This window comes from Pseudomonas sp. Root562, assembly GCF_001427125.1.
Lineage (GTDB): Bacteria > Pseudomonadota > Gammaproteobacteria > Pseudomonadales > Pseudomonadaceae > Aquipseudomonas.
Genome location: NZ_LMGK01000025.1, coordinates 322328 through 349009 on the forward strand (window position 1 = coordinate 322328; position 26682 = coordinate 349009).

General features: G+C 61.1%; 25 protein-coding genes, 1 tRNA gene and 1 pseudogene. 16 read left to right on the forward strand and 11 right to left on the reverse strand.

The window, feature by feature from the left end; all coding sequences use genetic code 11:
- Nucleotides 1-14: 14 nt before the first annotated feature.
- From ASD60_RS25090 to ASD60_RS25115, 6 genes and pseudogenes are all read right to left on the reverse strand, one after another.
- Complete coding sequence (locus tag ASD60_RS25090; protein ID WP_056856566.1) at nt 15-1154, reverse strand: acyl-CoA dehydrogenase family protein; 1140 nt, start codon at nt 1152-1154, stop codon at nt 15-17.
- 186 nt (nt 1155-1340) lie between these two features.
- Nucleotides 1341-2864: a long-chain-fatty-acid--CoA ligase gene (locus ASD60_RS25095; protein ID WP_056856567.1), complete on the reverse strand. Its 1524-nt coding sequence runs from the start codon at nt 2862-2864 to the stop codon at nt 1341-1343.
- Nucleotides 2855-3271: a PaaI family thioesterase gene (locus tag ASD60_RS25100; RefSeq protein ID WP_056856568.1), complete on the reverse strand. Its 417-nt coding sequence runs from the start codon at nt 3269-3271 to the stop codon at nt 2855-2857. Before ASD60_RS25100 ends, ASD60_RS25095 begins: the two co-directional genes overlap by 10 nt.
- A pseudogene (locus ASD60_RS25105) lies at nt 3271-4830 on the reverse strand (acyl-CoA synthetase); the annotation flags it as partial. The gene ASD60_RS25100 and the pseudogene ASD60_RS25105, both read right to left, overlap by 1 nt.
- Before the next feature lie 57 nt (nt 4831-4887).
- Nucleotides 4888-5691 (reverse strand): enoyl-CoA hydratase/isomerase family protein, encoded by an 804-nt coding sequence (locus ASD60_RS25110; protein WP_056856570.1) that lies wholly within the window; start codon nt 5689-5691, stop codon nt 4888-4890.
- A gap of 35 nt (nt 5692-5726) precedes the next feature.
- Nucleotides 5727-6881 carry a CaiB/BaiF CoA transferase family protein gene (locus tag ASD60_RS25115; protein WP_056856571.1) on the reverse strand — a complete coding sequence of 385 codons (1155 nt, stop codon included), beginning with the start codon at nt 6879-6881 and terminating at the stop codon, nt 5727-5729.
- 197 nt (nt 6882-7078) lie between these two features.
- On the opposite strand from ASD60_RS25115, the gene ASD60_RS25120 reads away from it, so the two are divergent.
- The 14 genes from ASD60_RS25120 to ASD60_RS25185 all read left to right on the forward strand — a co-directional run bounded on the left by ASD60_RS25120 (nt 7079) and on the right by ASD60_RS25185 (nt 20833).
- On the forward strand, nt 7079-9898 hold the full coding sequence (locus ASD60_RS25120; RefSeq protein WP_056856572.1) for a LuxR C-terminal-related transcriptional regulator: 2820 nt from the start codon (nt 7079-7081) through the stop codon (nt 9896-9898).
- A 315-nt stretch (nt 9899-10213) separates the two neighbouring features.
- Nucleotides 10214-11314 (forward strand): acyl-CoA dehydrogenase family protein, encoded by a 1101-nt coding sequence (locus ASD60_RS25125; RefSeq protein WP_236708514.1) that lies wholly within the window; start codon nt 10214-10216, stop codon nt 11312-11314.
- Nucleotides 11315-11343: 29 nt separating this feature from the next.
- On the forward strand, nt 11344-12528 hold the full coding sequence (locus tag ASD60_RS25130) for a lipid-transfer protein (protein WP_056856574.1): 1185 nt from the start codon (nt 11344-11346) through the stop codon (nt 12526-12528).
- 29 nt (nt 12529-12557) lie between these two features.
- The gene (locus ASD60_RS25135; protein WP_056856575.1) at nt 12558-12998 is read left to right on the forward strand and encodes a MaoC family dehydratase N-terminal domain-containing protein; all 441 of its coding nucleotides are present in this window, start codon (nt 12558-12560) and stop codon (nt 12996-12998) included.
- 14 nt (nt 12999-13012) lie between these two features.
- Nucleotides 13013-13429 carry a MaoC family dehydratase gene (locus ASD60_RS25140; RefSeq protein WP_056856576.1) on the forward strand — a complete coding sequence of 139 codons (417 nt, stop codon included), beginning with the start codon at nt 13013-13015 and terminating at the stop codon, nt 13427-13429.
- Between the two features lie 30 nt (nt 13430-13459).
- Complete coding sequence (locus ASD60_RS25145) at nt 13460-14284, forward strand: SDR family NAD(P)-dependent oxidoreductase (RefSeq protein WP_056856577.1); 825 nt, start codon at nt 13460-13462, stop codon at nt 14282-14284.
- 139 nt (nt 14285-14423) lie between these two features.
- On the forward strand, nt 14424-15071 hold the full coding sequence (locus ASD60_RS25150) for a TetR/AcrR family transcriptional regulator (RefSeq protein ID WP_056856578.1): 648 nt from the start codon (nt 14424-14426) through the stop codon (nt 15069-15071).
- Entirely contained in the window at nt 15068-15700 is a 633-nt protein-coding gene (locus ASD60_RS25155; RefSeq protein WP_056856579.1) for an SDR family NAD(P)-dependent oxidoreductase, read from the forward strand. Before ASD60_RS25150 ends, ASD60_RS25155 begins: the two co-directional genes overlap by 4 nt.
- Before the next feature lie 714 nt (nt 15701-16414).
- Nucleotides 16415-18001, forward strand: coding sequence for an arylsulfatase (locus ASD60_RS25160; protein WP_056856580.1), 1587 nt, complete (start codon nt 16415-16417; stop codon nt 17999-18001).
- Nucleotides 18002-18254: 253 nt separating this feature from the next.
- Complete coding sequence (locus ASD60_RS25165) at nt 18255-18530, forward strand: metal/formaldehyde-sensitive transcriptional repressor (RefSeq protein ID WP_056856581.1); 276 nt, start codon at nt 18255-18257, stop codon at nt 18528-18530.
- A 19-nt stretch (nt 18531-18549) separates the two neighbouring features.
- Entirely contained in the window at nt 18550-19482 is a 933-nt protein-coding gene (gene dmeF / locus ASD60_RS25170) for a CDF family Co(II)/Ni(II) efflux transporter DmeF (RefSeq protein ID WP_056856582.1), read from the forward strand.
- Between the two features lie 39 nt (nt 19483-19521).
- The gene (locus tag ASD60_RS25175) at nt 19522-19878 is read left to right on the forward strand and encodes a hypothetical protein (RefSeq protein WP_056856583.1); all 357 of its coding nucleotides are present in this window, start codon (nt 19522-19524) and stop codon (nt 19876-19878) included.
- Nucleotides 19879-19880: 2 nt separating this feature from the next.
- Nucleotides 19881-20063, forward strand: a complete 183-nt coding sequence (locus ASD60_RS25180) for a DUF1289 domain-containing protein (RefSeq protein WP_056856584.1) — start codon at nt 19881-19883, stop codon at nt 20061-20063.
- Between the two features lie 209 nt (nt 20064-20272).
- On the forward strand, nt 20273-20833 hold the full coding sequence (locus ASD60_RS25185) for a YSC84-related protein (protein ID WP_056856585.1): 561 nt from the start codon (nt 20273-20275) through the stop codon (nt 20831-20833).
- Between the two features lie 46 nt (nt 20834-20879).
- On the opposite strand, the gene ASD60_RS25190 is transcribed toward ASD60_RS25185, so the two are convergent.
- From ASD60_RS25190 to ASD60_RS25195, 3 genes are all read right to left on the reverse strand, one after another.
- Nucleotides 20880-21575: a tRNA (adenine(22)-N(1))-methyltransferase gene (locus tag ASD60_RS25190; RefSeq protein ID WP_056856586.1), complete on the reverse strand. Its 696-nt coding sequence runs from the start codon at nt 21573-21575 to the stop codon at nt 20880-20882.
- Nucleotides 21576-21641: 66 nt separating this feature from the next.
- Nucleotides 21642-21800 (reverse strand): DUF2986 domain-containing protein, encoded by a 159-nt coding sequence (locus ASD60_RS28595; protein WP_082557668.1) that lies wholly within the window; start codon nt 21798-21800, stop codon nt 21642-21644.
- A gap of 119 nt (nt 21801-21919) precedes the next feature.
- Nucleotides 21920-22846 (reverse strand): Gfo/Idh/MocA family protein, encoded by a 927-nt coding sequence (locus tag ASD60_RS25195; RefSeq protein WP_056856587.1) that lies wholly within the window; start codon nt 22844-22846, stop codon nt 21920-21922.
- 304 nt (nt 22847-23150) lie between these two features.
- On the opposite strand from ASD60_RS25195, the gene ASD60_RS25200 reads away from it, so the two are divergent.
- Nucleotides 23151-24218, forward strand: a complete 1068-nt coding sequence (locus ASD60_RS25200) for an alpha/beta fold hydrolase (protein WP_056856588.1) — start codon at nt 23151-23153, stop codon at nt 24216-24218.
- Between the two features lie 42 nt (nt 24219-24260).
- On the opposite strand, the gene ASD60_RS25205 is transcribed toward ASD60_RS25200, so the two are convergent.
- Entirely contained in the window at nt 24261-24653 is a 393-nt protein-coding gene (locus ASD60_RS25205) for a GFA family protein (RefSeq protein WP_056856589.1), read from the reverse strand.
- 153 nt (nt 24654-24806) lie between these two features.
- Nucleotides 24807-24881: transfer RNA gene (locus tag ASD60_RS25210), tRNA-Gln, on the reverse strand.
- A gap of 394 nt (nt 24882-25275) precedes the next feature.
- Between ASD60_RS25210 and ASD60_RS25215 the strand changes: the two genes are divergently transcribed.
- The gene (locus tag ASD60_RS25215) at nt 25276-26682 is read left to right on the forward strand and encodes an aldehyde dehydrogenase family protein (protein ID WP_056856590.1); all 1407 of its coding nucleotides are present in this window, start codon (nt 25276-25278) and stop codon (nt 26680-26682) included.

Consider the following 26682-nt stretch of genomic DNA (forward strand, 5'->3'; position numbering starts at 1 on the left):
TGAGGGGGAAAGGATCACAACTGGCGCGCGATGAGTTCGCGCAGCACTTCGCTGGTGCCACCGAAAACCCGGGTCACGCGCATGTCGACGAAGGCGCGGGCGATCGGGTACTCCATCATGTAGCCGTAACCTCCATGCAACTGGACCATGTCGTCGATGCACTTCCACAGGGTTTCAGTGGCCAGGAGCTTGGCGATGGCCGACTCCTGGACCGTGAGGCGACGACGCATGTGTTCGCCGATGTAGTGATCGATGGTCAGGCGCACGGCCGTGGCCTGGGCCTTGATGTCGGCGAGCTTGAATTTGGTGTTCTGGAAGTCCCAGACGGTCTGGTTGAACGCCTTGCGATCCTTCACGTACTCGATGGTCTGTTCCAGCAGGCGTTCGAGTTTGGCGGCGCTGTACAACGCGATCACCAGGCGCTCCTGCGGCAGCTCTTCCATCAGGTGCATGAAGCCTTTGTTTTCCTCACCGAGCAGGTTGCCCACCGGCACGCGCACGTTGTCGAAGAACAGCTCGGCGGTGTCGGCGGCATGCTGGCCGACCTTTTCCAGCTTGCGCCCGCGACGGAAACCTTCGCGGTCGCACTCGACCATGATCAGGCTGCAGCCCTTGGCGCCGGCACTCGGATCGGTCTTGCAGACGACCACCACCATGTCGCAGGTCAGGCCGTTGCTGATGAAGGTCTTGCTGCCATTGATCACCCATTCGTCGCCGTCACGCACGGCGGTGGTGCGGATCGCCTTGAGGTCCGAACCGGTGCCCGGTTCAGTCATCGCCACGGCCAGAACGGTTTCGCCGGTGCAGATTTTCGGCAGCCATTTGTGTTTCTGCTCTTCGGTGCCCAGACGCACGATATAGGGCGCGACGATGTCCGAATGCACACCCAGGCTCCAGCCCGAAACCCCGGCGCGGTACAGCTCTTCGATCAACACCGCAGAGTGACCGAAGTCACCGCCGCCACCGCCGTATTCGGTCGGCACGGTGAGGCACAGCAGATTGTGGCGGCCAGCCTTGAGCCAGGTTTCCCGGTCAACCTGCCCGGCCTCGTCCCACTGAGCCTGTTTGGGCAAGCATTCACGTTCGAAAAAACGCCGCGCAGTTTCACGCAGCATTTCGTGGTCTTCACGGTAGACGGTACGGTTGATATGCATCGGGCTCTCCAGTGGGTTGCCAGGCAAGGCTTGCGCCTGGTTCGTGAGTCCACTGTATTGACGCGGGCGGGTGGTGCAGCCACCCGGATCGGGTAGCGATTGCGCGATGACTGGAGAAGCGAAATTCACGCAACAACGCAATACCCTGTGGGAGCCAGCTCGCTCCCACAGGGGTTCAGGGTGTGGTTATTTGCGCAGTTCTCGCTTGAGCACTTTGCCCGCAGCCGACAGCGGCAGTTCGGCGCGGAATTCGACGGTTTTCGGGCATTTGTAGGGCGCGATGAACTCGCGGCAGTATCGGCGCAATTGTTCTTCGTCGACCTGCGCATCAGGCTTGCGCACCACGACCGCGTGCACCGCCTCACCCCATTGTTCATGGGGAATGCCGATCACCGCGCACAGCGCCACGGCCGGGTGCCGGGCCAGGACGTTTTCGACTTCCGCCGAGTAAACATTTTCGCCGCCGCTGACGATCATGTCCTTGAGGCGGTCGACTATGAACAGGTAGCCCTGTTCGTCCATGTATGCGGCGTCACCGGTGTACAACCATCCGTCACGCAATGCCTTGGCGGTTTCTTCGGGTCTGTTCCAATAGCCCTGCATGATGTTCGGCCCACGCACGATGATCTCGCCGACCGTGCCACGCGCAACCTCCCGGCCTTGCGGATCGACGATCTTCACATAGACCCCCAACCCGCCACGCCCGACCGAGCGCGACAAACCACGCTTGCGCGCGTCCGGCGTGTGGTTCCAGGGCAGATTGCTCGACACCACCGGGCACGCTTCAGTCAGCCCGTAAGAATGGGAAAGTTCGATATCCGGAAGTCTGGCCAACACGTGCTCGACCATTTCACCGGCGCTGGGAGACGCGCCGTAGGTCAGTCGCCTCAAGCTGCTGAGGTCACGCCGAGCAAAGTCTGGATGGGCCAGCAGCGCGAGAATCATGGTCGGCACCAGCAGCGTTTCGGTGATCTGTTCACGCTCGATCACCTGCAGCACTTCACCCGCGTCGAAACTCGCCACCAGCACATGGCTTTCACCGGCCAGCAACTGAATCAGCGCCCGCGCCATGCCGGCGACATGGAACAGCGGCGCCACATGCAACAGTCGACCGTCACGGATTGGCGGCATGTCAACCATGCGCGGCATGCATGCCGACCACAGGTTCAGGTGCGATTGCATGACGCCCTTGGGAAACCCGGTGGTACCGCCGGTGTACATGATGCAGGCAAGGTCTTCACCCCCGCGTCCGGCATCTTCGACCGGTGCCGCCTGTGCCAGCAGTTGCTCGAAACCGAGCATGCCCACCGGCACCTGGCCCTCCCCGGCGTAGATGAAGCGCGGCGCGTGGCGGGCGCTCTTGCGGATGTTCTCGGCCAACGCGGCGAAGTGCTCATCGACGATCAGAATCCCGGTCGCACAATCGTCCAGCGAAAAGACGATCTCCGGCACACTCCAGCGCGTGTTGATCGGGTTGAGCACGCCACCGCCCCACCAGACGCCCATGATGTACTCCAGATAACGGTCGCTGTTGAGTGCCAGCATGCCAACCCGGTCACCCGCTTGCATTCCCAGCTGTTGCAAGGCGCCCGCCAGGCGAGCCACGCGCTCACCAAACTGGCGGTAGGTCTGACGCCGATCACCGAATACCGTCGCAAGCTGATGCGGATTTTGCTGCAGGGTGCGTTGCAGGCATTGGGTCATGTACATGGTGTCTGGCCTTTCCAGGTGGTGAAGACGCCATTGGCACGCAGGACCAGACGCTCGCCGACCTTCAACAGGCAGCAGGCGCTTAAAAACGTGCCGCTGCTCTTGAGCACTTGCACATGCGCCTCGAGCCAGTCGCCTTCGCGCACCGGGCCGAGGTAATCGACATTCAGATTGACCGTCACCGCCACCGACTGCGACACCGAATGGCGCCGCAAAATCACGCCGAACGCGCTGTCAGCGACGGTGGCGAGGAAGCCGCCGTGGGCGATGCGCACGTAATTGAGGTGCTGCGGTTCCAGACGCACCGCCAGGATCGGCAGCACTTCATGCAAATAAAATTCGCCACAGCTGCGCAGGAACCCCGAGCGTTGTTCCAGCGCGGTGAAGCCCTCGGGGATCGTCGCCATCAGCTCACCCCTCGATCCTTGCCAGCCCAAAACGGCTCACGCAGATCGCGCTTGAGCACTTTGCCGGCACCGGACAGCGGCAACGCGGCGCGGAACTCGACCGATTTCGGCGTCTTGTAGCCGGCGATCTGCCGTCGGCAATGTTCGATAATCTCTGTGCCAGGCACTTCGTGATCGGGCTTGAGCACGATTACTGCGTGCACCGCTTCGCCCCATTGCGCGCAGGGAATGCCGATCACTGCACAGGCGGCGACGGCCGGATGACTGGAAATCGCGCTCTCGACCTCACCGGAGTAAACGTTCTCGCCACCGCTGACGATCATGTCCTTGAAGCGGTCGACGATGTAGATGTAACCGTCGTCGTCCATGTAAGCGCCGTCGCCGGTGTGCATCCAGCCGCCACGCAAAGCCTTGGCGGTTTCCTCGGGTTTGTTCCAGTAACCGAGCATGATGTTCGGGCCACGCACCAACACTTCGCCCACCGTACCGCGCGGCACTTCGTTGTCATGTTCGTCGACGATGCGCACGGTCACGCCCAGCCCGGGGCGCCCCGCCGAACGCAGTCGGCCATTGGCGATACCTTCGGGGCCGTGATTTTCCGGACCGTTCGCTGAGATCGGCGGCGCGGCTTCAGTCATGCCGTAACCCTGGGTGAACTCGACATTCGGCAAGGCCTTGAGGGCCAGTTCCAGCAACGGCACGGCTATCGGCGACGCACCGTAGGTCAGGCTGCGCAGGCAACTGAGGTCATGGCGAGAGAATTGCGGGTGCATGATCAAGGCCTGGATCATGGTCGGCACGATCAGAATGTCAGTGATGCGCTCGCGCTCGATGGTTTGCATCACGTTCAGCGGGTCGAAGGCGGGGACGAAAATGCTCGGCAACCCCAGCAACGAGATCAGGATCACCCGCGACAGCGCTGCAAGGTGGAACATCGGCGCGATGTGCAGGGTCAGTGCATCGGCCGGCACCGGAACATCGGCGGCACGCGCGACGGCGGCGGTCCACAGGTTCATGTGTGACTGCATCACGCCCTTTGGCAGGCCGGTGGTGCCGCCGGTGTACATGATGCTCGCCAGGTCGTCGCCGCCACGAAAGGCATCGTCCACCGGCTCGGCATCGGCAATCAGCTGCTCGTAGGACAACATGCCGTCAGGCGTCGGGCCTTCGCCGATATGGATCAGCAGTGGCCGCACCCTGGCGCTGCCGGCAATGCTTTGGGCCATCGCCAGGAATGTGTCGTCGATCATCAGGATCCGCGTGTCGCAGTCGTCCAGCGAATAGACGATTTCCGCCACGCTCCAGCGAATGTTGACCGGGTTGACCACGCCACCGCCCCACCAGGTGGCCAGGTAATACTCGAGAAAGCGGTCTGAGTTCAGACCGAGCAGGCCCACACGGTCGCCGGTGTGCATGCCCAGTTGCTGCAAGGCGCCAGCCAGGCGAGCGACGCGCTCGGCCAACTGTGCGTAGGTGTGGCGCCGGTCACGAAAGACCGTGGCGAGGGCATGAGGGCGTTGCTGCAAGACACGGTGCAGTCCTTGGGTCAGATACATGGTCGTTTCCTGTGAATTATTGTTGTCAGGCCGGGACGAATGCGAGGGTGAAGAACGCCGTCAGGCGCCGGTGTATTTGGGGGCGCGCTGTTCGTTGCTGGCCGCACGCCCTTCGGCGTGGTCCTTGCTATCGCGCAATAGCCCCCAATGAAGATGAGCCAGGGTGACGAAGTCGCGGGGGGATAAATGCGCGGTCTGCAGCGCCAGACGCTTGATCGACTGCACCGCCAGCGGACCGTTGGCAGCGATTGATTCGGCCAGGGTCAAGGCCGCCGACAGCAGTTGCTCCCGGGGCAGCAGGTCGACGATCAGGCCGATGCGCAAGGCTTCCTGCGCGCTGATCGGCTCGCCGGTCAGGGCCATTTTCATCGCGTGGGCGGCGGGCACCGCCCGCAGCAGGTACTGCACACCACCCGCGGCCGGAATGCTCGCATCGCGCACTTCGGGCAAACCGAAAGTGGCGCCGTGCGCAGCAAGACGCAGATCACATTGCAATGCCAGTTCAAGACCGCCCCCGAGGCAAGCACCATTGACCGCCGCAATCAGTGGCTTCCAGACCTCAAGATCAGTGAGATCGAACAAACGTGTGTAACCACCCTCTTCGGCTTCGGTCTCGCGGCTCTTCATGGCGCTGGCGATGTGACCGACTGTCGACAGCGACGACTCCTTCTGGCTCGCACCGCAGCAAAACGCGCGATCTCCGGCACCGGTGAGCACGATGACCCGCACCTGCTCATCATCCTGGCAAGCCACCAGTGTCTTGCGCAGGTGCATCAGCTCGCTGACGGTCAGTGCGTTGTTCGACGGTTGCGCATCGAGCGTGATCAGCGCCACGTGATCGATGATCTTGAACTGAATGGCCATGGACTAACCTCTTCGTTGTTTTTATGGGTGGGAGGTCAGGCCTTGAAGCCCAGGCCAAGCGCATGCAGACGCTCGATGGCGAGGTTGTCGAAACCCCAGTCACGCAGCGCATCGTGCCCGTGTTCGCCGCGTTGCGGCGCCGTTCGTGGCGGGGCCGAGGGCGTGCCGAGAAAACGCGGGGCCGGCACTGGCTGGACCACGCCGTCAACCTCAATGAAGCTGCCACGGGCCACGCTGTGCGGGTGTTCGGCGGCTTCGGCCAGGCCCAGCACCGGCACCACGCAGGCGTCGCTGCGGGCAAACGCTTCGGCCCAATCTGCCCGGGTACGGCTGAGGAAAGCTGCGGTAAACGCCTCACGCAAGCGCGGCCAACCGGCGCGATCGTGCTGCCTCGGCAGATCGGCGTTTGCCAGCCCGAGAATCTCCAGCATTTCGGCGTAGAAGCGCGCCTCGATCGGCCCGATCGACATGTGCTGGCCGTCGAGGGTTTGGTAGGTGTCGTACCAGGGCGCACCGCCATCGAGCAGGTTGCTGCCACGCTGCTCGGTCCAATGACCGCCGGCCAACAGGCCCCAGATCACCGAGCCCAACTGCGCCGCGCCTTCGGTCATGGCGGCATCGACCACCTGTCCCGCCCCGCCACGCTGCACGTTAACCAGCGCCGCCAGCACGCCCATGGCCAGCAGCATGCCGCCACCGCCGTAATCGCCGACCAGGTTCAAGGGCGGCACTGGTCGACCACCGGCCGGACCAATGGTGGACAGCACGCCCGACAACGCGATGTAGTTCAGGTCGTGGCCGGCGCGGTCGGCCATCGGCCCGGTCTGGCCCCAACCGGTCATGCGTGCGTAAACCAACTGCGGGTTACGCGCCAACACCACCTCCGGGCCCAGGCCCAGGCGCTCCATGGTGCCGGGACGGAAACCTTCGATCAGCACGTCGGCGCGCTCGATCAGCTCCAGCGCGGCGGCGACACTTTCCGGGCGTTTCAGATCCAGAGTGACCGAGCGGCGGTTGCGGCCGGTGATGTCAGCGCGCTTGCCTTCAAATTTCGGCCCCAGGTCGCTGGCCTTGACCGGACGGTCGATACGCACCACGTCGGCGCCCATGTCCGCCAGCAGCATGGTGCCGAAAGGCGCCGGGCCGATGGCCTCAAATTCAACTACTCGAATGCCGCTCAGTACGCCCATTGCCGCCGCTCCTTGTTCTGACGGAGCGCCAGTCAGCACCCCTATTTTGTGCCATCCAGTAAATCAATCCGTTATCCGGGGACCACCACCCGCATCGGGTGGCGAATGCCAAACACAGGGTCATGACTGCCCGGTGGTGCGTTACACTCCTGTGGATTCAATGCAATCCCATAACAAAAAAAGATTCGGACAGCCCCATGGACAAACCCCGCAAGTCCAATGCCCTGGACACGCCCGCCCGCCTGGTCTTGAATCCGACTCAGTCGCCGATCGTCAGCACCAAACTGATTCCGCCGCGCAGTGCCGGACGCCTGATTTCCCGCGAGCGCCTGCAAGATCAGATGCTCAAGGCCCGCCGCCAGCGCTGCATCGTGCTCAAGGGGCCGGCAGGCTGCGGCAAGACCTCGACGTTGATTGCCTGGCGTCAGGCGCTGCTGCCGCTGGGCTTCGATGTGGCCTGGTTGACCCTGTCGGCCGACGACAACGAATTGACCCGTTTCCTCGACTATTTGCTGGCCAGCCTCGGACAGGTTGACCCTGTGCTTGTTCACGAGGCCACCCAGCTGGAAGGTCGCGGGATCGACAGCGAAGCGGTGGAACGTACGGTCATCACCCTGGTGCGCAGCATTGCCAGCCGTTCGCGGGAATTGGTGCTGGTGCTCGATGACCTGCACCATTTGACCGATGTCGGCATTCACCAGGCCTTGCAATGGCTGATCGACTACGCCCCGGCCAATCTGCATCTGGCCCTGGTATCGCGCAGTGCCGTGCCGTTGTCGCTGGCGCGGTTGCGCAGCCAGGAACTGGTGCTGGACCTGAACCTGCGGGATTTGCGCTTCACGGCCACCGAATCGGAACAGTTTCTCAAGGCACAACTGGGCGATATCAGCACCCAGGAGGCCAAGCGCATGCATGAGCTGACCGACGGTTGGGTGGCCGGGCTGCAACTGCTCGCGGTCAGTCGCAAGAAAAACCGCTCGCTCGTCACGTCCATCGACCAGACACAAATGCGCGATGACCAGGCGTTCGCGAAGTTCTTTGAAGTCGAGGTGTTGTCCCACCTGTCGCCGACCGATCTCGACTTGATGTTGCTGATGGCGGTCTGCAACCGCTTTTGCGCCTCATTGTGCGCCGCCCTCAGCGGCAACCCGGAAGCGGTGCGCGAGGCCAACGCCTTGCTGGCGCGACTGGAACGGGACAACCTGTTCCTGATTCCGGTAGACAGTGCCGCGCCGGAAACCTGGTATCGCCTGCACCCGCTGCTGCGCGAAACCCTGCTCAAGTATTTCGATTCGCGCAGCCCGGCCGAACAACAGGCGGTGCACGCCCGCGCATGGGCCTGGTTTCGTGATCACCAGCATCTGGATGAGGCGGTGCACCATGCGGTGATGGCCGGCGCCCCGGATGCCGCCGCCGACCTGGTGCAGCAACATGCTGAAGCGCTGTATGCCCATGGCGACCTGCGGATGTTGATCGAACTGGTTCGCCTGCTGCCTGTCGAGCAAGTGCAGGCGCGGGTGAAACTGCGCATTCTCAAGGCGCGGATGCAACTCTATGCCAGGGATTTCGTGGCCTGCGCCAATAGCCTTGATCAGTTGTTCCTCGACGTGCCCGAAGCTGACGTCCACGATCGATTCATGATCGCGATCCTGCGGGCCTCACTGGCGCTGCAACGGGATGACACCGATGCGGCGATGACCGTCCTGCCGCAATTGCTCGATCCGCCACCAGGCAGCAACAGTGTCGCCCTTGGCTCATGCGCCAACATCCTTTCCTGGCTCTACATGCACCGGGGTGAATACGAGAAGGCGCGTCAGGTGCAACTCGAGCGCCCCCTGCTGCTGATCAATGGCGAACCGCTGCTGGGCACCACCGCCGGCAGCCTTCAGGGCCGCTGCATGATTGGCTTGAGCCATGCCCTCGAAGGCCAGATGAAGCAGGCCGAGCGGGTGTATCGGGATGTGATGCATGAGGCCGCACACTGTGGCAAGGCCGGCGCCGATGCAACCTACCTCTCCGCCGCGTTGCTGGGTGAGGTGCTGTACGAAACCAATGACGTCGATGCTGCCTTCAAGCTCTTGTCGGGATGGGTCGATATTCTCGAGCGGATTTCCATTCCGGATTCGGTGTTGCGTGTGTTGCAGGTGCTGTGGAACGTGCAATGGCTGGCGGGCAATCATCAGGAAGCCCTGGCTTATGTCGAACGGCTCGATGAGTACGCCATCAAACTCGGTCTGGAACGCCTGCAAGCCTACTGCCTGACCTGGCAGGTGCGATGGCTGATGATTCTCGGAGAGCACTCGCAGGCCCGGACCAAACTGGCGCGCCTTGAAGCCATCGATGCACGCCACCCGGATGCCGGGCACAGTGCACTCAAGGAAATCCACATCCTGGCCGAGAATGCGCGGGCGCGCTGGCAAATTCAGCAGGGCGACCTGGACGGTGCGTTGAAACGCATCGAGCAACTGATCGAAACCTGTGAACGGCACCGCCGTCAGTTGGGCACCGTTCGCCTGTTGGTGTTGAGCGCAGTGATCGAGTCTCAGCGCGGCAATACCGATGCCGCCCGTGATCACGTCATGGAAGCACTGCGCCGCGGTCAACGCTTCGGCCTGTTGCGCAGCTTGCTCGACGCCCACCCCGATGCGTTGATGCTGATCTCGGACATCGCCAGCAAAGAAACCCTGGACCCACTGCTTGCCTTTTACGTCGAGCGCCTGCAGGCGGCGCAGGTCACTGCGCCCGCCGTGCCAGGCGACAAACCCTCCCCGCCCCCGACAAACAAGCCTCTCACCAGCGGCATGGAGCCCCTGAGCGAACGGGAAATCGAAGTGGTGCGCTTGCTCGCCCAGGCCCTGCCCAACAAAAAAATCGCCCGTGCTCTGGGGCTGTCTCCGGAAACCGTGAAATGGCACCTGAGCCATATCTACAGCAAACTCGGGGTCAACAGCCGCGACGAAGCGGTGGCGCGGGTGCGGGATCTCGAATCCCAGGAAAATGCCGCAAGCCGACACTGAATCCTGCAGGAGCGAGCCGGCTCCGGGCGGCGTTCCGACGATGGGCGTGAACGATGACCCGCCATGCCTGAATGATCGCGATGTCCGGGCGTTATTCGCGAGCTGGCTCGCTCCTACAGGGGCTTGGGCTGCTTTCTGATTTTCCTCCCGCCACCCACCTCGGGTGGCGTTCCGGCCAGCCCCCGACCCTATCGTAACCCTCAGTTCAAAGGCGCAGCTCGCGCCTTGCATCAGCGCCCGGCCCAGGCCGGGCCCGTGATCATTGAGGAGTCTTGCGTGCATATCGCCCGAACCGTTTTCCGCGACGACCATGAGATGTTTCGCACCACCGTGCGGCGTTTTTTCGAGCGCGAATGCCTGCCGCGCCAGGCAGCCTGGGACAAGGCCGGTCAGGTCGACCGGGAAACCTGGCTCAAGGCCGGGCGCGAAGGCTTGCTGGGCATCACCCTGCCCCCCGAGTACGGTGGAGGCGGCGGGGATTTCGGCCACTGTGCAGTGTTCAACGAAGAGTTCGCCCGGGCTGGCGTGAGCGGTGCTTACTTCAGCATGCACTCCGACGTCATTGCTCCTTATATCAATCGTTGCGGCAACGAAGAACAGAAACAGAAATGGCTGCCGGGCATTTGCTCCGGCGAGACCATCCTGGCGATCGCCATGACCGAACCCGGCACCGGCAGCGACCTCAAGGCTGTGCGTACCACCGCCGTGCGCGACGGTGACGAATACGTCATCAATGGCAGCAAGACCTTTATCAGCAACGGCCTGACCGCCGATCTGGTGATTGTCGTGTGCAAGACCGATCCGTCCGCGGGCGCCAAGGGCATCAGCCTGATCGCCGTGGAAGCCAGCCGTGCCGGCTTCAAGCGCGGGCGCAAGCTGGAGAAGGTCGGCCAGGCTGCAGCCGATACCGCCGAGCTGTTCTTCGACAATGTCCGCGTGCCAGTGGGCAATCGCCTTGGTGAAGAAGGCCTGGGCTTCACCTATCTGATGGGTGAACTGCCGCAGGAGCGGTTCTCCATCGCCGTGTCCGCTGCCGCCAAGCTCGAGCGCCTGCTGGAGCAAACGCTCGAGTACGTGAAGGACCGCAAAGCGTTCAACCAGACCGTATGGGACTTCCAGAACAGCAAGTTCAAACTCGCCGACATCAAGGCCCAGGCCACCGCCATGCGCGTGATGGTCGACTACTACCTGGGCGAGCACATGCGCCGGCGCCTGACCCTCGAAGAAGCGGCGATCGCCAAGCTCTACACCACCGAAACCCTGTGGAAATGCATCGACGACATGGTCCAGCTGCATGGCGGCTACGGCTACATGATGGAGTACCCGATCGCCCGAGCGTTCGTCGACTGCCGCGTCAATCGCATCTACGGCGGAACCAGCGAAGTCATGCGCGAACTGATTGCGCGCAAGCTCTGATCCTCAAAAACAAAAAAAGGAAATACACGATGAGCCATAAGGTATTCGTTGCTGGCGTCGGCATGATCCAGTTCAAGAAACCGGGGACCAACGAGCCCTACGATGTCATGGGTGAACAGGCGATCCGCCAGGCCCTGGCTGACTCGGGCGTGGACTTCGCTGACATCCAGCAGGCCTACGCCGGCTACGTCTACGGCGATTCCACCTGCGGTCAGAAAGCCTTGTACCGCGTGGGCATGACCGGCATCCCGCTGATTAACGTCAACAACAACTGCGCCACCGGTTCCAGCGCCCTGTTCCTCGCCCGTCAGGCCGTGGCCAGCGGCGCCGTGGACTGCGCCCTGGCGTTTGGTTTCGAACACATGAACCCGGGCGCGTTGAAATCTGCCTGGCCCGATCGCGCACCGGCCACTGAGCGTGCCTTGGTGTTGGCCAACGAACTGATCGGCATGCCTGACCTGCCCAATGCCATCCGCCAGTTCGGCGGCGCCGGCTACGCGCACATGCAAAAGTACGGCACCCGACTGGAAACCTTCGCCAAGATCCGCGCCAAGGCCAGCCGTCATGCGGCCAATAACCCGCTGGCGGTGTTCCGCAACGTGGTGAGCGCCGAAGAAGTCATGGCCGCGCCGATGCTGTGGGAAGGCGTGATGACCCGCCTGATGGCCTGCCCGCCGACCTGTGGCGCTGCTGCCGCCATCGTGGTGTCCGAGGCCTTCGCGAAAAAACACGGCCTGCGCACCGACGTGTTGATGGCCGGCCAGGCCCTGACCACTGACCTGCCGAGCACCTACGACACCAAGGACATGATCCGCGTGGTCGGTTTCGACATGACGCGCATGGCTGCCGACATCGCCTACAACCAGGCCGGTATTGGCCCGCAAGACATCGACGTGATCGAGTTGCACGACTGCTTCGCGCAGAACGAATTGCTGACCTACGAAGGCCTGGGCCTGTGTGCCGAAGGCGCAGGCGAGCAATTGGTCAACGACGGCGACAACACCTACGGCGGCAAATGGGTCACCAACCCGTCCGGTGGCTTGCTCTCCAAAGGACATCCGCTGGGCGCCACCGGCCTGGCCCAGTGCTACGAACTGACCCATCAACTGCGCGGTACCGCCGAGCAACGTCAGGTGCAGAACGCGCGAATTGCGGTGCAGCACAACCTCGGCCTGGGCGGCGCCTGCGTGGTGACCGTGTACCAGAAGAACTGACACGGCCGGCAATCCAGGGAGACATTTCGATGATCGACAAGAAACACATCGGCAGACAACTGCCCACCTTCCTCGTCAACGCCGAAGCAGGTCAATTGCGCTTCTTCGCCAAGGCCACCGGGGAAACCAACCCGATCTACTTCGACGAGCAAGCTGCACGTGATGCCGGCCACCCCAACCTGCCACTGCCGCCGACCTTTCTGTTCTCGCTGGAGTTCCAGATTCCGTCGAACGCCTGGCGTGACGAACTGGGCATCGTCACCGCGCGCATCCTGCACGGTGAAGAATCCTTCCGCTACCACCATATGGCCTACGCCGGCGACACGTTGCGCTTCGAGGTGCGCATCGCCGACATCTACGACAAGAAAGGCGGTGCCCTGGAATTCGTGGTGCGCGAAACCCGAGTCACCAATCAGCACGGTGAGCACGTCGCGGATCTGCGCAGCGTGCTCGTGCAGCGCAACAGCTGAAGCGGAGAACACTGATGAACGCCATAAGCCTGGAAAAAATCAACATCGGCGACACCCTGCCGCCACTGGCCCTCCCACCGATCAACCGCACCACCCTGGCTCTGTTTGCCGGTGCGTCGGGTGATTACAACGCCATTCACATCGACACCGATTACGCGCGCCGGGCGGGCATGCCCGATGTGTTCGCCCACGGCATGTTGTCGATGGCCTACCTCGGTCGCCTGCTGACCCAATGGGTCGACCAGCGCCAGTTGCGCGAGTTCGGCGTGCGCTTTCTTGGCATCACCCACCTGGGTCACCAGATCACCTGCAGCGGCACTGTCGTCGACCGCTTCGAGGTCGAGGGCGAGCAACGGATCAAGGTCGAAGTGCGCACCACCAATCAATACGGCGAGACCAAGATCGTTGGCGACGCCGTGATCGCTCTCTAAACAAAACCGATAACTGAGGAGCAACACCCCATGGCAAAACTCGAAGGCAAAGTTGCACTGGTCACCGGCTCCGGTCGTGGCATCGGCCAGCAAATCGCCCTGAAACTGGCGAGCGAAGGCGCGCGCATCGTGATCAACGACCTGGACGCCGATCCGGCCCACGAGACCGCTGAAATAATCCGCAAACTGGGTGGCGAAGCTGCCGTGTGCCACGGCAACGTCAGCGCCCCGGACTTCGGCGACCGCTACGTCAAGACCGCAATGGACAACTTCGGCGCCATCGACATCATCGTCAACAACGCCGGCTACACCTGGGACGACGTGATCCAGAAGATGACGGACGAGCAGTGGTACGCGATCCTCGATTGCCACATGACCGCGCCGTTCCGCATCCTGCGTGCCGCCTACCCGATCATCAAGGCGCAAGCCCAGGCCGATGCGGCAGCCGAGCGTGAAGTGTTCCGCAAAGTGGTGAACATCTCCTCGGTTTCGGCCCTCAAAGGCAACGCCGGGCAGATGAACTACTCCTCGGCCAAGGCCGGTGTCCTCGGCATGACCCGAGCGCTGGCGCGTGAATGGGGCCGTTTCAAAGTCAACGTCAATGCCGTTGCATTCGGTTTCATCGAAACCCGCATGACCAGCGCCGATGCCCATGCCGGTGCGACTGTGAGCATCGAAGGTCGTGACATTCGTGTCGGCATCAGCCCGGAGGCGGCCAAGTCGTTCAGTCAGCGCAACCCATTGGGTCGCCCGGGCACCGTGAAAGAGGCAGCCGACGCCGTGTACCTGTTCTGCTCGCCGGAGTCGAACTACATCACCGCGCAAACCATCGCTGTGGCCGGCGATCTGCAATAACCGTAACTGCACTTGTAGGAGCGAGCCTGCTCGCGATGGTCGTCAACGATAACGCTGGCTGCCTGGCACCCCGCGATGTCGCGGACATTTTCGCGAGCGGGCGCGCTCCTACAGGGACGCAGAAACGCAGGATCACACCATGAACATGACTGAAAGCAATATCCGCCTGGCCGCCATCAAACTGATCTCGCGCAATGGCTACGGTTCGATGAGTCTGCGTCAGCTTGCCAGCGAAGCAGGCATCAATGCCTCCACTCTGTACCTCTACTACAAAGGCAAAAACGAACTGCTGCTGGAGCTGATCCTCGAGTATTTCCAGGGAGTGTCCCGGGAGTGGGCGCGGCGTCGGCCGAAAAAGGCAGCGAGCGCCGATGTGAAATTGCTCGCCTTCATCGCCTGCCACGTACGCTATCATCTGGAACATCAGGACGAGGCGATGCTCGGCAATCTGGAGTTGCGCAGTCTCCCCGAAGAGGATCTGGAGCAGGTCCGCCAAGCCCGGCGCCAGTATTTGAAAGCCTTGCAGGAACTACTAGAACAAGGGGTCAAGGAAGGTTCACTGAGCTGCGCCGAACCCAAGTTGATGGCGCGCACCCTGTTCAACATGCTGACCCATGCTTGCGTCTGGTACCGCACCGATGGCCGCTGGGACATCGATGCCGTCATCCGCCATTACTCGGTACTGGTAATGAAAATGCTCGGCGCCGCAACCATCCCGTCGCCTCGGGCGCCTGTGCCGCAAGCCATAATCACCCGCCGTGCCATGCCTGTGGAGGTGCGTCCATGAGCGATCTGATGCAGCCCTTTTCCATGACCGGCAAGACGGTGCTGGTGGCCGACGCCACCACTCGACTGGGCGCGCATTTCGCCCGGCTGATCAGCCGTGCCGGAGCGCGTGTGGCCCTCGGTGGGCAACACCCGGCGCAGTTGGAGCAACTGGCAGCGGATTTGCGCTGGGAAGGGGGCGAAGTCTTGATCATCAGCCTCGACAATGCCCGCCGGCCGAGTATCGAAGCCGCCCTGGACACCGTCCAGCAACGCTTTGGCAGCGTCGATGTGCTGATCAACAACAGCGCCGAGCGCGAACATGTAGCCTTGAACAATCACATCGTCCATTGCACCAGCCTGCACATGATCAGGGCCGAACGCGGAGGCAGCATCGTCAATATCGATCCGCCACCGCAGCCCATCAGCGAGCCTAACCCGTGCCTGCGCCCCAACAGCAGCCTGATCCGCATGAGCCGCGCCATGGCCCAGTCACTCACACCACACCGCATACGCATCAACGTCATAGCCCCAGGCCGAGACAAGGACGCCGGACTGCAGGAGCTCAATGGCCCCATGCTGTTGCTGGCCAGCGGCGCCGGGGCGAGCGTGACCGGTGCCGTGCTGCACATCGATAACCCGGGGCTCTGAGCGCGCTTTTCTTGTGGGAGCAACTGTCTTCCCCATGCCACTCGTCACCGCCTTCGCGAGCAAGCCCGCTCCCACAGTGGTTTGTGATGCACACAGATTTCGTGAGCGACTCACACCCTGTGGGAGCTGGCTTGCCAGCGATGGCGGCCTTGAAGACACCCATGATTTTGCGCCTGAACCCATTCCTCTGTGGGCGGGCTTGCTCGCGAAAGCGCCGGCACATCCAGCATTAGTGGCGACTGATACTCCGCCTTCGCGGGCAAGCCCGCCCCCACAGGGTAATGGGTCTGGCCGGACGTTCAGAGCTGGCTGTCAGGCCGTCATCGCTGGCAAGCCAGCTCCCACAGGAATCGCATTCCGACAGGAGGAATGCGTAATTGCCGCAGCCAGGTCGGCTACCAGGCCCCCTCGGTTGCTGTGGCGGGCCCACGGAGCAGGACCGGAGCGAGGGCATGCCGAGCCTAGGCGAGGCACCGAACGAAAGGGGCAAGGGCGTTTGGTTACTTTGCGCCGGGCGGCGTTCCGCTTTTCAAAGTAACCCGCTGTAAAAGCGGAATCATAAGTCGCCGTTACCGCAGCAACGGATATGTCCACCAGCAAAACATCGCAACCCTGTAGCCGGCCACCTGATACGGGTGGCGCGATCCTTTTGACGACGCTTGAAGATCGGGCCCGGTCGCTGTTCGCGACGCCCGTCAACAAGGAGCCAGTCAGATGACTCGCATAAAAAAGTGGCTGCCGAAACTCGCCCTGCTGGCGACAACGGTCATGGCATTGTCGGCAACCGCCGGGGCTGCCGACAAACCCAACATTCTGGTGATTTTCGGTGATGACATCGGCCAGACCAACATCAGTGCCTATTCCATGGGCGTGGTCGGGTACAAGACGCCGAACATCGACCGCATTGCCCATGAAGGCATGATGTTCACCGACTACTACGCGGAGAACAGCTGCACCGCCGGACGCTCGTCGTTCATTACCGGCCAGTCACCACTGCGCACCGGCCTGACCAAGGTTGGCGTGCCGGGCGCCCCGATCGGTATCCAGAAGCGTGACCTCACCATCGCCCAGGCGCTCAAGTCCCAAGGCTACGCCACCGGGCAGTTCGGCAAGAACCACTTGGGCGACAAAGACGAATTCCTGCCGACCAATCACGGTTTCGACGAGTTCTTCGGCAACCTTTACCACCTCAACGCCGAAGAGGAACCCGAGCGTCCTTATTGGCCCAAGGATGACCCGGACTTCGTCAAATCCAGGACACCCCGTGGTGTGATCCATAGTTTTGCCGACGGCAAGATCGAGGACACCGGTGCCCTCACCTCAAAACGTATGGAAACCATCGACGACGAAACCACCGCCGCAGCACAGGCGTTCATCGAGAAACAAGCGAAGGCCGACAAGCCGTTCTTCGTCTGGATGAACACCACGCGCATGCACCTGTTCACCCACGTGCGCGAGTCGATGAAGGGCCAGAGCGGCATGCCCGGCAACGACTATGCCGACGGTATGCTCGAACATGACGGTGATGTCGGAAAACTGCTGAAAACCCTCGACGACCTGAAAATCGCCGACAACACCATCGTCGTCTACACCACCGACAACGGTCCCAACCAGTTCTCCTGGCCGGACGCGGCGACCACGCCGTTCCGCAACGAGAAGAACTCCAACTGGGAAGGCGCTTACCGTGTGCCGGCGATCATTCGCTGGCCGGGCAAGATCAAGGCCGGCGAAGTGTCCAACGAAATGTTCTCGGGCATGGACTGGTTCCCGACGCTGCTGGCTGCGGCTGGCGAAGCCGATGTAAAAAACAAGCTGCTCAAAGGTTGGGCACCGACTTCCGGCGGTACCAACTTCAAAGTGCACCTGGACGGCTTCAACCAATTGCCCTACCTGACCGGGCAACAGCCTAAAGGCGAGCGCCGGGAGTTCTACTATTTCAACGACGATGGCGTGCTGGTCTCGATGCGTTACGACAACTGGAAAGTGGTCTTCGCCGAGCAACGCGATCCCGGTGGATTCACGGTCTGGAGCAGCCCGTTCGTGCCGTTGCGCGTGCCGAAACTGTTCAATCTGCGGATGGACCCCTATGAGCGGGCGGACATCGTGTCTGACCAGTATTACGACTGGACCGTGAAAAACTCCTACCTGCTGGCAGCGGGAGTGGCCAAGGCCGCAAGGTTCCTGCAGACCTTCATCGAGTACCCGCCCAGCCAGAAACCGGCCAGCTTCAGCATCGACCAGATTCGCGCGGTGGTCGACGCGAAAATCGAAGAGAAAGCCAAAGCACAAGCCAAGCCATGAGCAAAGGCCGCCGTCGACCTGGCGGTCGGCGGCGGCCTTTTGCTGCGGCTATACGTGGGGGACCCACCTCTGCTGGGTGCCCCATGCCTCTGCCTATGAGTAAACGCAGTGCCTTGCCCTGCAACCAGCAAGTTATCTGTCAGTAGCCACCACCTCCAGTCGATGATGTGTAGGCAAATCTCCGCTGAATGGCCCTTGTATAGGTATAGGGGGTATACCTATGATTCGATCAATACGGATCGAGGGTTATCCAATGGGTCATATCGCAGCCAACAAAGACGATCTTCTCAAACGCGTCAAACGCATCGCCGGACAAATTCAGGCCGTTGAGCGGGCTCTGGAATCTGATCTCGATTGCGCCAGGACGCTGCACCTTGTCGCCGCCACCCGCGGAGCCATCAACGGGCTGATGGAAGAAATCATTGAAGACCACGCCCGGGAGCACGTCGCGAACCCGGCACTCAGTGAAGAGGCGCGTAACAAGGGCGTCGAAGAGCTTCTTGAAGCGATTCGCCGTTACTCCAAGTGAAGAACGCAGGTACAGGCTCATGAGCAGCACCCACATTAATCACGCGCACGACCACGTGTTCCTTGGCTCAGCGCACGACGAAAATGCCAAGCGCACGCTTTGGGTCGTGGCGCTGACGGTGGTGATGATGGTTGGCGAGATCATCGCTGGCTACATCACAGGTTCGATGGCGTTACTCGCCGATGGCTTTCACATGGCCACCCATGCCGGCGCCTTGGGCATCGCGGCGCTCGCTTACGGATACGCCAGACGTCACGCTACCAGCCAGCGTTACAGCTTCGGCACGGGAAAAGTCGGAGACCTGGGCGGGTTCGCCTCGGCACTGATTCTCGGCATGGTAGCCCTGACCATAGGCGTTGAATCTGTGTTGCGCCTGTTGCAGCCAACGCAAGTTCAGTTCGGCACCGCTACGCTCATTGCAATAGTCGGTTTGATCGTCAACGTCATCAGTGCCCTGCTCCTGGGCCACGGACACAGCCATGACCATGACCATGACCATGACCATGACCACCACGATGATCATGCCCCTCACGGAAACGACAACAACCTGAAATCGGCCTACCTCCACGTCATCGCCGACGCGCTGACGTCGGTTCTGGCCATTGCTGCGCTGCTCGCGGGCCGGTATCTCGGCTGGGTGTGGCTGGACCCGGTCATGGGCATCGTCGGCGCCATCGTTATTGCGCGTTGGGCATGGACCTTGATGGGTGATACCGCAGGCGTATTGCTGGATCAGACAGATGCGCACGTTGCCGAGGAAATCCGCGAACGGGTTGAAAGCCCGGGGGATGCCACCATCACGGACCTGCACGTGTGGCGAATTGGGCCACAAGCCCACGCGGCCATCGTCAGCGTTCTGGGTAATGCCACTGCGAACGCCGACAGCATTCGTGAAAGACTCAAGCCGGTTCACGAAGTCAGGCATCTGACGGTCGAGTTTCGTCCGGTCTGATTGCACAGCGCCCTTCCATTGTCTCCCAAGGAAACTCCAATGCCCCCAGGCAAACGTGAATTGGCGCGGGTCGAACGCCAATTGATAACCACGCTCACCGACGCGTGCGAAACAGCCAAGGGTGAAATCAAAGGTTTTACCTGGCTCACCCACACCGCCGATTTGAACAAGCTGATTGAAACACTGAGGATCACTTGGGTGTTCGAAACCCAGGCCGATAAAAAACTCGCTGAGGTCAACGCAAAGGCGCGCATCTTCGAGCTGACGGCCATGGCGTTGAACGAGGCAAACATCGACCTGACGCCATCAGACCTCACTGTCCGCTTCGATTCTGAGGAGGAATGTCAACGCACTCATCATGGCGACTGGCAGAAGCGTCTGGCTAAAGGTAATTGACGATGGCAAAAGAAATCGAAAACCCTTGCATCTCGGTGTGCCAGTTGAGCGGCGAACTGTGTGTGAGTTGTGGAAGAAGCAAGGAGGACATCAGGAAGTGGAAACGCATGAAGCGGCCGGAAAAAATGGCCGCAGTGCAAAGGGCGAAAGTGCGCTTGAAGGGGCTGAAGAAGGCGCACGGATAAGCTCAACCGGAACCCCGCCAATGCGCAGAGGTCACTACCAATGATGGCCTCGCAACCGATCCCGAAACCTCGGGCCGACTTCAATGAAGAGCGAAGCTGCATTTCACACACTTTAGGGTGCGCCGGATAACATTCAGCGCATTCGGTTCCTGCCGGCGGCAGGGGTCGAACGCTGAGTCCATCCAATGCTCCCTTTTCGGAGTACGGAAATGACTCAATCATCGCGATTCATCCTGTCGTTGTTCTTCGCCCTTGCATCTCTGGCATCCGTCAGTCTCTTGAACAATGCAGGAGCGGCCACTGCCGAAGACTTGAACACCGATTCTCGACAAGCGTTGCAAACGCTCTACAAGGCCAACCCATTTTCCGAAACCATTTCGAAAAAGGCCAAAGCCATACTGGTCTTCCCGAAAATCATCAAGGCCGGACTTGTGTTTGGCGGCAGCTACGGCGAAGGCGTGCTGATGAAAGGCAACCAGGTCCAGGACTATTACAACTCGGTCAGCGGCTCGTGGGGACTACAGGCAGGCGCCCAATCGTACGGATATGTGGTTTTCCTGATGACCGACAAAGCGGTGAAATACATCGCAGACACAAAGGGTTGGGAGATCGGCGTAGGGCCTACGGTCGTGGTAGTCGATGAAGGGGTATCAAAGAACCTCTCCAGCTCGACACTCAAGGACGATGCCTACGCGTTCATCTTCGACCAGCAAGGTTTGATGGCCGGGATCAGCATCGAAGGTACGAAGATTTCCCTCATCAAGCGTTGAACTGGCTGTTCTCACGAAGCCGTGCAGATGTGCGGCTTCGTTAGTTCTAAGCCAATAATTCGGCAATCCACCGGGCCTGTCGGGCGACGTCCTCGACCTTCTCCTCGGGTACGGTTTGTCGCGCGCTGGCGAAGCTGCCAAGTGTCTTGTGCTTCTGCCGCAGCATTCGTTGCCACTTGCCAAGAAACGCCGGGCTGCGCTGCTGCATTTGCAACGGACCGAAGTACAGCTCCTCGGGGGTATACAGCACCCGCTCGGCACGTTCGGCGACGATGATTTCGTAATAGAAGCGGTTTTCTCGCAACACCTCTTCACTGAGGATGCAATAGCCATTGTCCATCAGCCATTGACGCAACGGCTGCTCGCCACCGTTGGGTTGCAGGATCAGCCGTTCCTGACCGCTCAGGCGTGCCCTGCCGGCGTCGAGGATGTCGCGGATCGTCTCGCCGCCCATGCCGCAAATGCTCACCGCCGTAATCCCGTCTTCCGGCTCGATTGCCGACAGGCCATCGGCCAGACGCACAGTGATCTGCAGATCCTGACCATTCTCACGTACGGTGCGTTCAGCCGCACGGAACGGCGTCAAGGCCACTTCGCCGGCCACCGCCATCGCGATGACGCCACGACGCAGCAGCGCGACCGGCAGGTAACCGTGATCCGAGCCGATATCGGCCAGTCGCGCACCTACCGGCACCTGCGCTGCCACGCGCTCCAGGCGCGTGGACAATGTCTGTTCGTTCAAAAGCAGCCCTTTTCACTTCCAGCGATGCTTCAGGCCGCAACCGGCCGGTTTCCAATACGTCGTTACTCAGCTCTCAGCAGACACCGATGAGTCCTGGCTGGACTCGGCCGCCAATTTCAACCGGTCGGCCTTACTGATGTACTTAGGCTTTTTCGGTGCCAATTTGGCACTGGCCTTTTTCGCCTTTTCCTTGAACAACTGCTGTAGTTTCTTTTGACGATTCATGTTTTTTACTCGGCGATTCTTGGGCAACTGAGCGTCACTTTAACAAACGTACCGGACGGCAGGGAAACCCAGTGAGCCATTTGCAGGCTCACGTGCGTGTGCCCTCGCCCAAACGGTCGTTAATCGTAGAATGGCTCGACCAGGGTCCGGCTGCCGACAAAAAAGCTGTCGGCCACCAGTCGCAATGGCTGGAGGTCCAGATCACTGCCTTTGTCGCCTATCAACTGTTGGAAGTGTCGATACACCGCCGCGTACTCGCCCTCCTCCGATACCGCTCGGGGCACGCCGTCGATGCTCAACAGCGCGCCACCGTTATCCAGTCGCAGGACGCCTTCGGCGCAGCGGATCTCGATGCTCCAGAGCTCATCATGACCGTGATCGAAATCGAATTCCGCGCGGACGTCGAGGTGACGTGCATCGGACATCTTGATCGAAGCGGCAATCGGTGACTGGCAGTTGTCGGGGACGCGCAGCTCGGCGGACTCGACAAACAGCGGCAGCGCCAGCAGATGGGTGACAATCGACAAGGCGTTGATGCCCGGATCAAAGACGCCCAGACCGCCGGGTTGCCAGATCCACGCTTGGCCGGGGTGCCACTTGCGCACGTCTTCCTTCCAGTCGATCTGCACGCTTTGCAGGGTGCGTGTGGCCAGCCAGTCACGGGCGGCTTCAATGCCGGGCGCGTAGCGGGAATGCCAGGCGAACAAACCGCTGACGCCTTGCTCGGCGACCTGGCCAACCAACGCCATTGCTTCACCCAACGTGGCGCACGGCGGCTTTTCCACCAGCACGTGTTTACCCGCGGCCAGCGCTTGTTGAACCAGGGCGAATCGCCCTTGCGGTGGAGTACAGAACGCAATCGCATCGACGTGCGGGCCGTTTTCCAGCAGTTCGCCCAGCGACCGAAAATTCTCTACTCCAGCGCAGGGTTGGCCTTGCGTGGCGACAGACACCAACTGGAACGCGGGGTTGGCGGTGATGGCTGGAACGTGTTGATCCTGAGCAATCTTGCCGTAGCCCACCAGACCGAGACGGATTGGATGCATCAATGACTCCTGATTTTTTCGTGTTGTTTTGATCAGCGAACTGGCGAGATTACGTTTGAATCACAAGGAAGTCATTGACGACGTGTTGGCGGTTCAAAGCGACCTATCCTCAAAGATCTGTTGCATGGCGCATCGAAGCAGTCGCTCTGTATCACTGTGTATCTGAATCCCGTCACGATACACAGGCTTTCACCTGATCAGCGATTCGACACAGGCCAGATACGTCAGCGCATTCAAATGCAAGCAAGGTTTGAAGGGGCTCAGCCAGAACCCTTGGCCAATGGCTTGCAACGGAGACATCACGATGAAGATGGCACTGCAGAACAACACCCATGGCAAAATCCGCCGTCGACTGGTGGGTTCGTCGATCCTCGCATTCACCTTGCTTGGCGCTTTCGGTGTGGCCTACGGGCAAACAACCACCAGCGGACAACCCGCTGCAGCCAGTGCCGGCACCCGCTATTCGGCACCTTCTCCCTTCGGCCCGCTCAAGCATGTCAACGCCGGCTTGCTGAGCGTGGCGTATGCCGAAACGGGTCCGGCCGATGGCCCGGTGGTGATTCTTCTGCACGGCTGGCCGTACGACATTCACAGCTATGACGACGTCGCTCCGCTGCTCGCAGCCAAGGGTTATCGGGTGCTGATGCCGTATGCGCGGGGTTACGGCGATACGCATTTCCTGTCGGATAAAACGCTACGCAACGGCCAGCCCGCTGCCCTCGCCAGTGATGTCATCGACTTCATGGATGCGCTGAACATCAAGCAAGCGGTGCTCGGTGGCTACGATTGGGGTGCACGCTCGGCTGACATCGTCTCGGCGCTGTGGCCGGAACGGGTCAAGGCACTGGTTTCGGTCAGCGGCTATCTGATCGGTAACCAGGCGGCCGGCAAGAACCCCTTGCCGCCCAAGGCCGAGCTGCAATGGTGGTATCAGTTTTATTTCGCCACCGACCGTGGCCGCGCGGGTTACGAGAAAAACACCCATGACTTCGCCAAGTTGATCTGGCAGTTGGCTTCGCCGAAATGGGCGTTCGACGACGCCACCTTCGATCGCAGCGCCAAAGCGCTGGAAAACCCGGACCATGTCGATATCACCGTGTTCAACTACCGCTGGCGCCTGGGTCTGGTGCAAGGTGAAAGCCGATACGAAGCGTTGGAGCAGAAACTCGCCACGGCGCCTTCCATCAGCGTACCGACCATCACGCTCGAGGGCGACGCCAACGGCGCACCGCACCCAAATCCAGAGGACTACGCCAAACGCTTTACCGGCAAATACGAATTCCGCCTGATCAACGGCGGTATCGGCCACAACCTGCCGCAGGAAGATCCAAAAGCGTTCGCCAAGGCTGTGATTGACGCAGATCACCTCTGACGGCAATCCGAAACGCGCAGAGGCCGTGGCTTCTGCGCGGTTTCACGGCTCTTCACGGCCAGGATTCTCTCGATCTCGCTCGTACTGCCGCGCAAGGGCAAACGCAGGCAGCCAGGACTCGCGACGAATGGTCCAGAGTTCGTAGGTGGGCTTCAGTTGGTTCGGAGCATCGAATGCCCCCAGGCTCACCTCGACTTCATCGCCGCTGCGACCGAAAACGGACGAACCACAGCGCGGGCAGAAATGCCGTCCGGCGTAGTCGCGGGTTTCCCCCTCGATACTCACCGCATCCGCAGGAAAAATCGCCGACGCCTGAAACAACGCGCCGCTGTGCTTGCGGCAGTCAAGGCAATGACAAATACCCACCCGGTACGGCAGCCCCGACGCCACAATCCTTACGTTGCCGCAAAGGCAACCACCAGTGAAACGCTGCATGCCGTGCCTCCTGTGAAATAAAGCCTTGCAAGCCGCTGAATCCAGGCCAACGCCCTACTTTGAGGAGACACTACAGAGATGAATATGTTGCAGAGACAATCATCCAGGACTCGCACCTCATTGGCCGAGTGATTGAAGCTGGATGTGGAAAAATGGCAGGGGCGGCTGGATTCGAACCAACGCATGGCAGGATCAAAACCTGCTGCCTTACCGCTTGGCGACGCCCCTGTAGCTGTTGCTGCGAGTGCCTGGCACTCGTTTTTGACTTCGCAGCTTGCAAGCCCTGGGAGAGCCCCTGCGAAAGTGCGCGAAATTTAACAACTTTCGTTACGTCTGGGAAGCCCTTCTTAACATTTATTTGATTTAAAACAGCCAGTTACTGGCGTATCAAGTGGCGCGAACAGCCTTGCGACGAGGCGATACGTGGTTCCTGGCCGATATCTGGGGTGAAACAAGAAGGCGACAGATCCGACAATGCGCTCCCTGGGTGTTCTCATAAACTGAACATAAGCTTCTCAATTATTCATTTTTTCAAACAACCACCAACGTTTACCTTGGCGCCAGGTTTGAAAGGCACAGCAGCCTGAATCGCCCCTTTTTCGTTTGACTCGAGGTAGCTCCCATGTCTGAACAATCCCTGGCAGTGCACGCCCCTTTCGATGGCGCTATCGTCGGTCACGTGGTGGTCTCCACCGAGGCCGATGTCGAGCGGGCACTGAGTGTTGCCCATGGCATTTTCCGCGACCGCAGCCAGTGGTTGTCCAAGCCTCGGCGGATTGAAATCCTGCAACGTGCCGCCCAATTGATCGGTGCGCGCAAGGTGGCGATTGCCACCCAGGCGGCCAGCGAAGGCGGCAAGCCGCTGAAGGATTCGATCACCGAAGTCGAGCGCGGCATCGACGGCATCCTCAATTGCATCGAGGTGCTGCGCACCGAAGGCGGCCATGTGATCCCGATGGGGCTGAACGCCACCTCGGCCAACCGGGTGGCCTTCACCCAGTACGAACCGATCGGCGTGGTTGCGGCCGTCTCGGCATTCAACCATCCGTTCAACCTGATCGTGCATCAAGTGGTCCCGGCCATTGCCGTCAGTGCGCCCGTGGTCGTCAAGCCCGCGGCCAACACGCCGCTGAGCTGCCGGACATTGCTCGATATCCTGACCGAAGCCGGCCTCCCCGAAGGTTGGGCGCAGATGGTGCTGCCGACTGACAACGCGATCACCGGCAAACTGGTGGCTGACCCACGGGTGGGTTTCTTCAGCTTCATCGGCTCGGCGGCGGTGGGCTGGATGTTGCGTTCGACCCTCGCTCCGGGAACCCGCTGCGCGCTGGAGCACGGCGGCGTGGCGCCAGTGATTCTCGCGGCGGATGCCGACCTCGACGATGCCCTGCCGCGCATTGCCCGTGGCGGCTTCTGGCACGCGGGACAGGCTTGCGTGAGCGTGCAGCGGATTTTCTGCCATCGCAGCATCGCCGAACAGGTTGCCGTGCGACTGGGCCAATCGGGCGACGCGATGGTCGTGGGAGATCCGACCGATATCACCACCGATGTCGGCCCGCTGATCGCCGAGCGTGAAGTGAACCGTGTCAGCCAATGGGTGAACGACGCCGTTGCCGGTGGCGCCCGTTTGATCTCAGGTGGCCGCGCACTCGGCAACAACTGCTACGCGCCCACTGTCTTGCTCAATCCGTCCATCAATTCGAACGTGATGCAGAAAGAAGTCTTCGGCCCGGTGGTGGCGGTGTACGCCTACGACGACCTGGCCGATGCGATCCAGCTGGCCAACGCCCTGCCCTATGCCTTCCAGGCGGCGGTATTCACCCGCGATCTGGACACCGCCATGCAGTGCTATCAGGACCTCGACGCCACGGCGGTGATGGTCAACGAAAACACCCTGTTCCGCGTCGACTGGATGCCGTTCGCCGGCGCGCGCCTGTCCGGCCATGGCGTGGGCGGTATTCCTCACACCATGAAAGAAATGCAGGTCGAGAAAATGATGGTCTGGCGTTCCCGGGCGGTGCGTGGATAA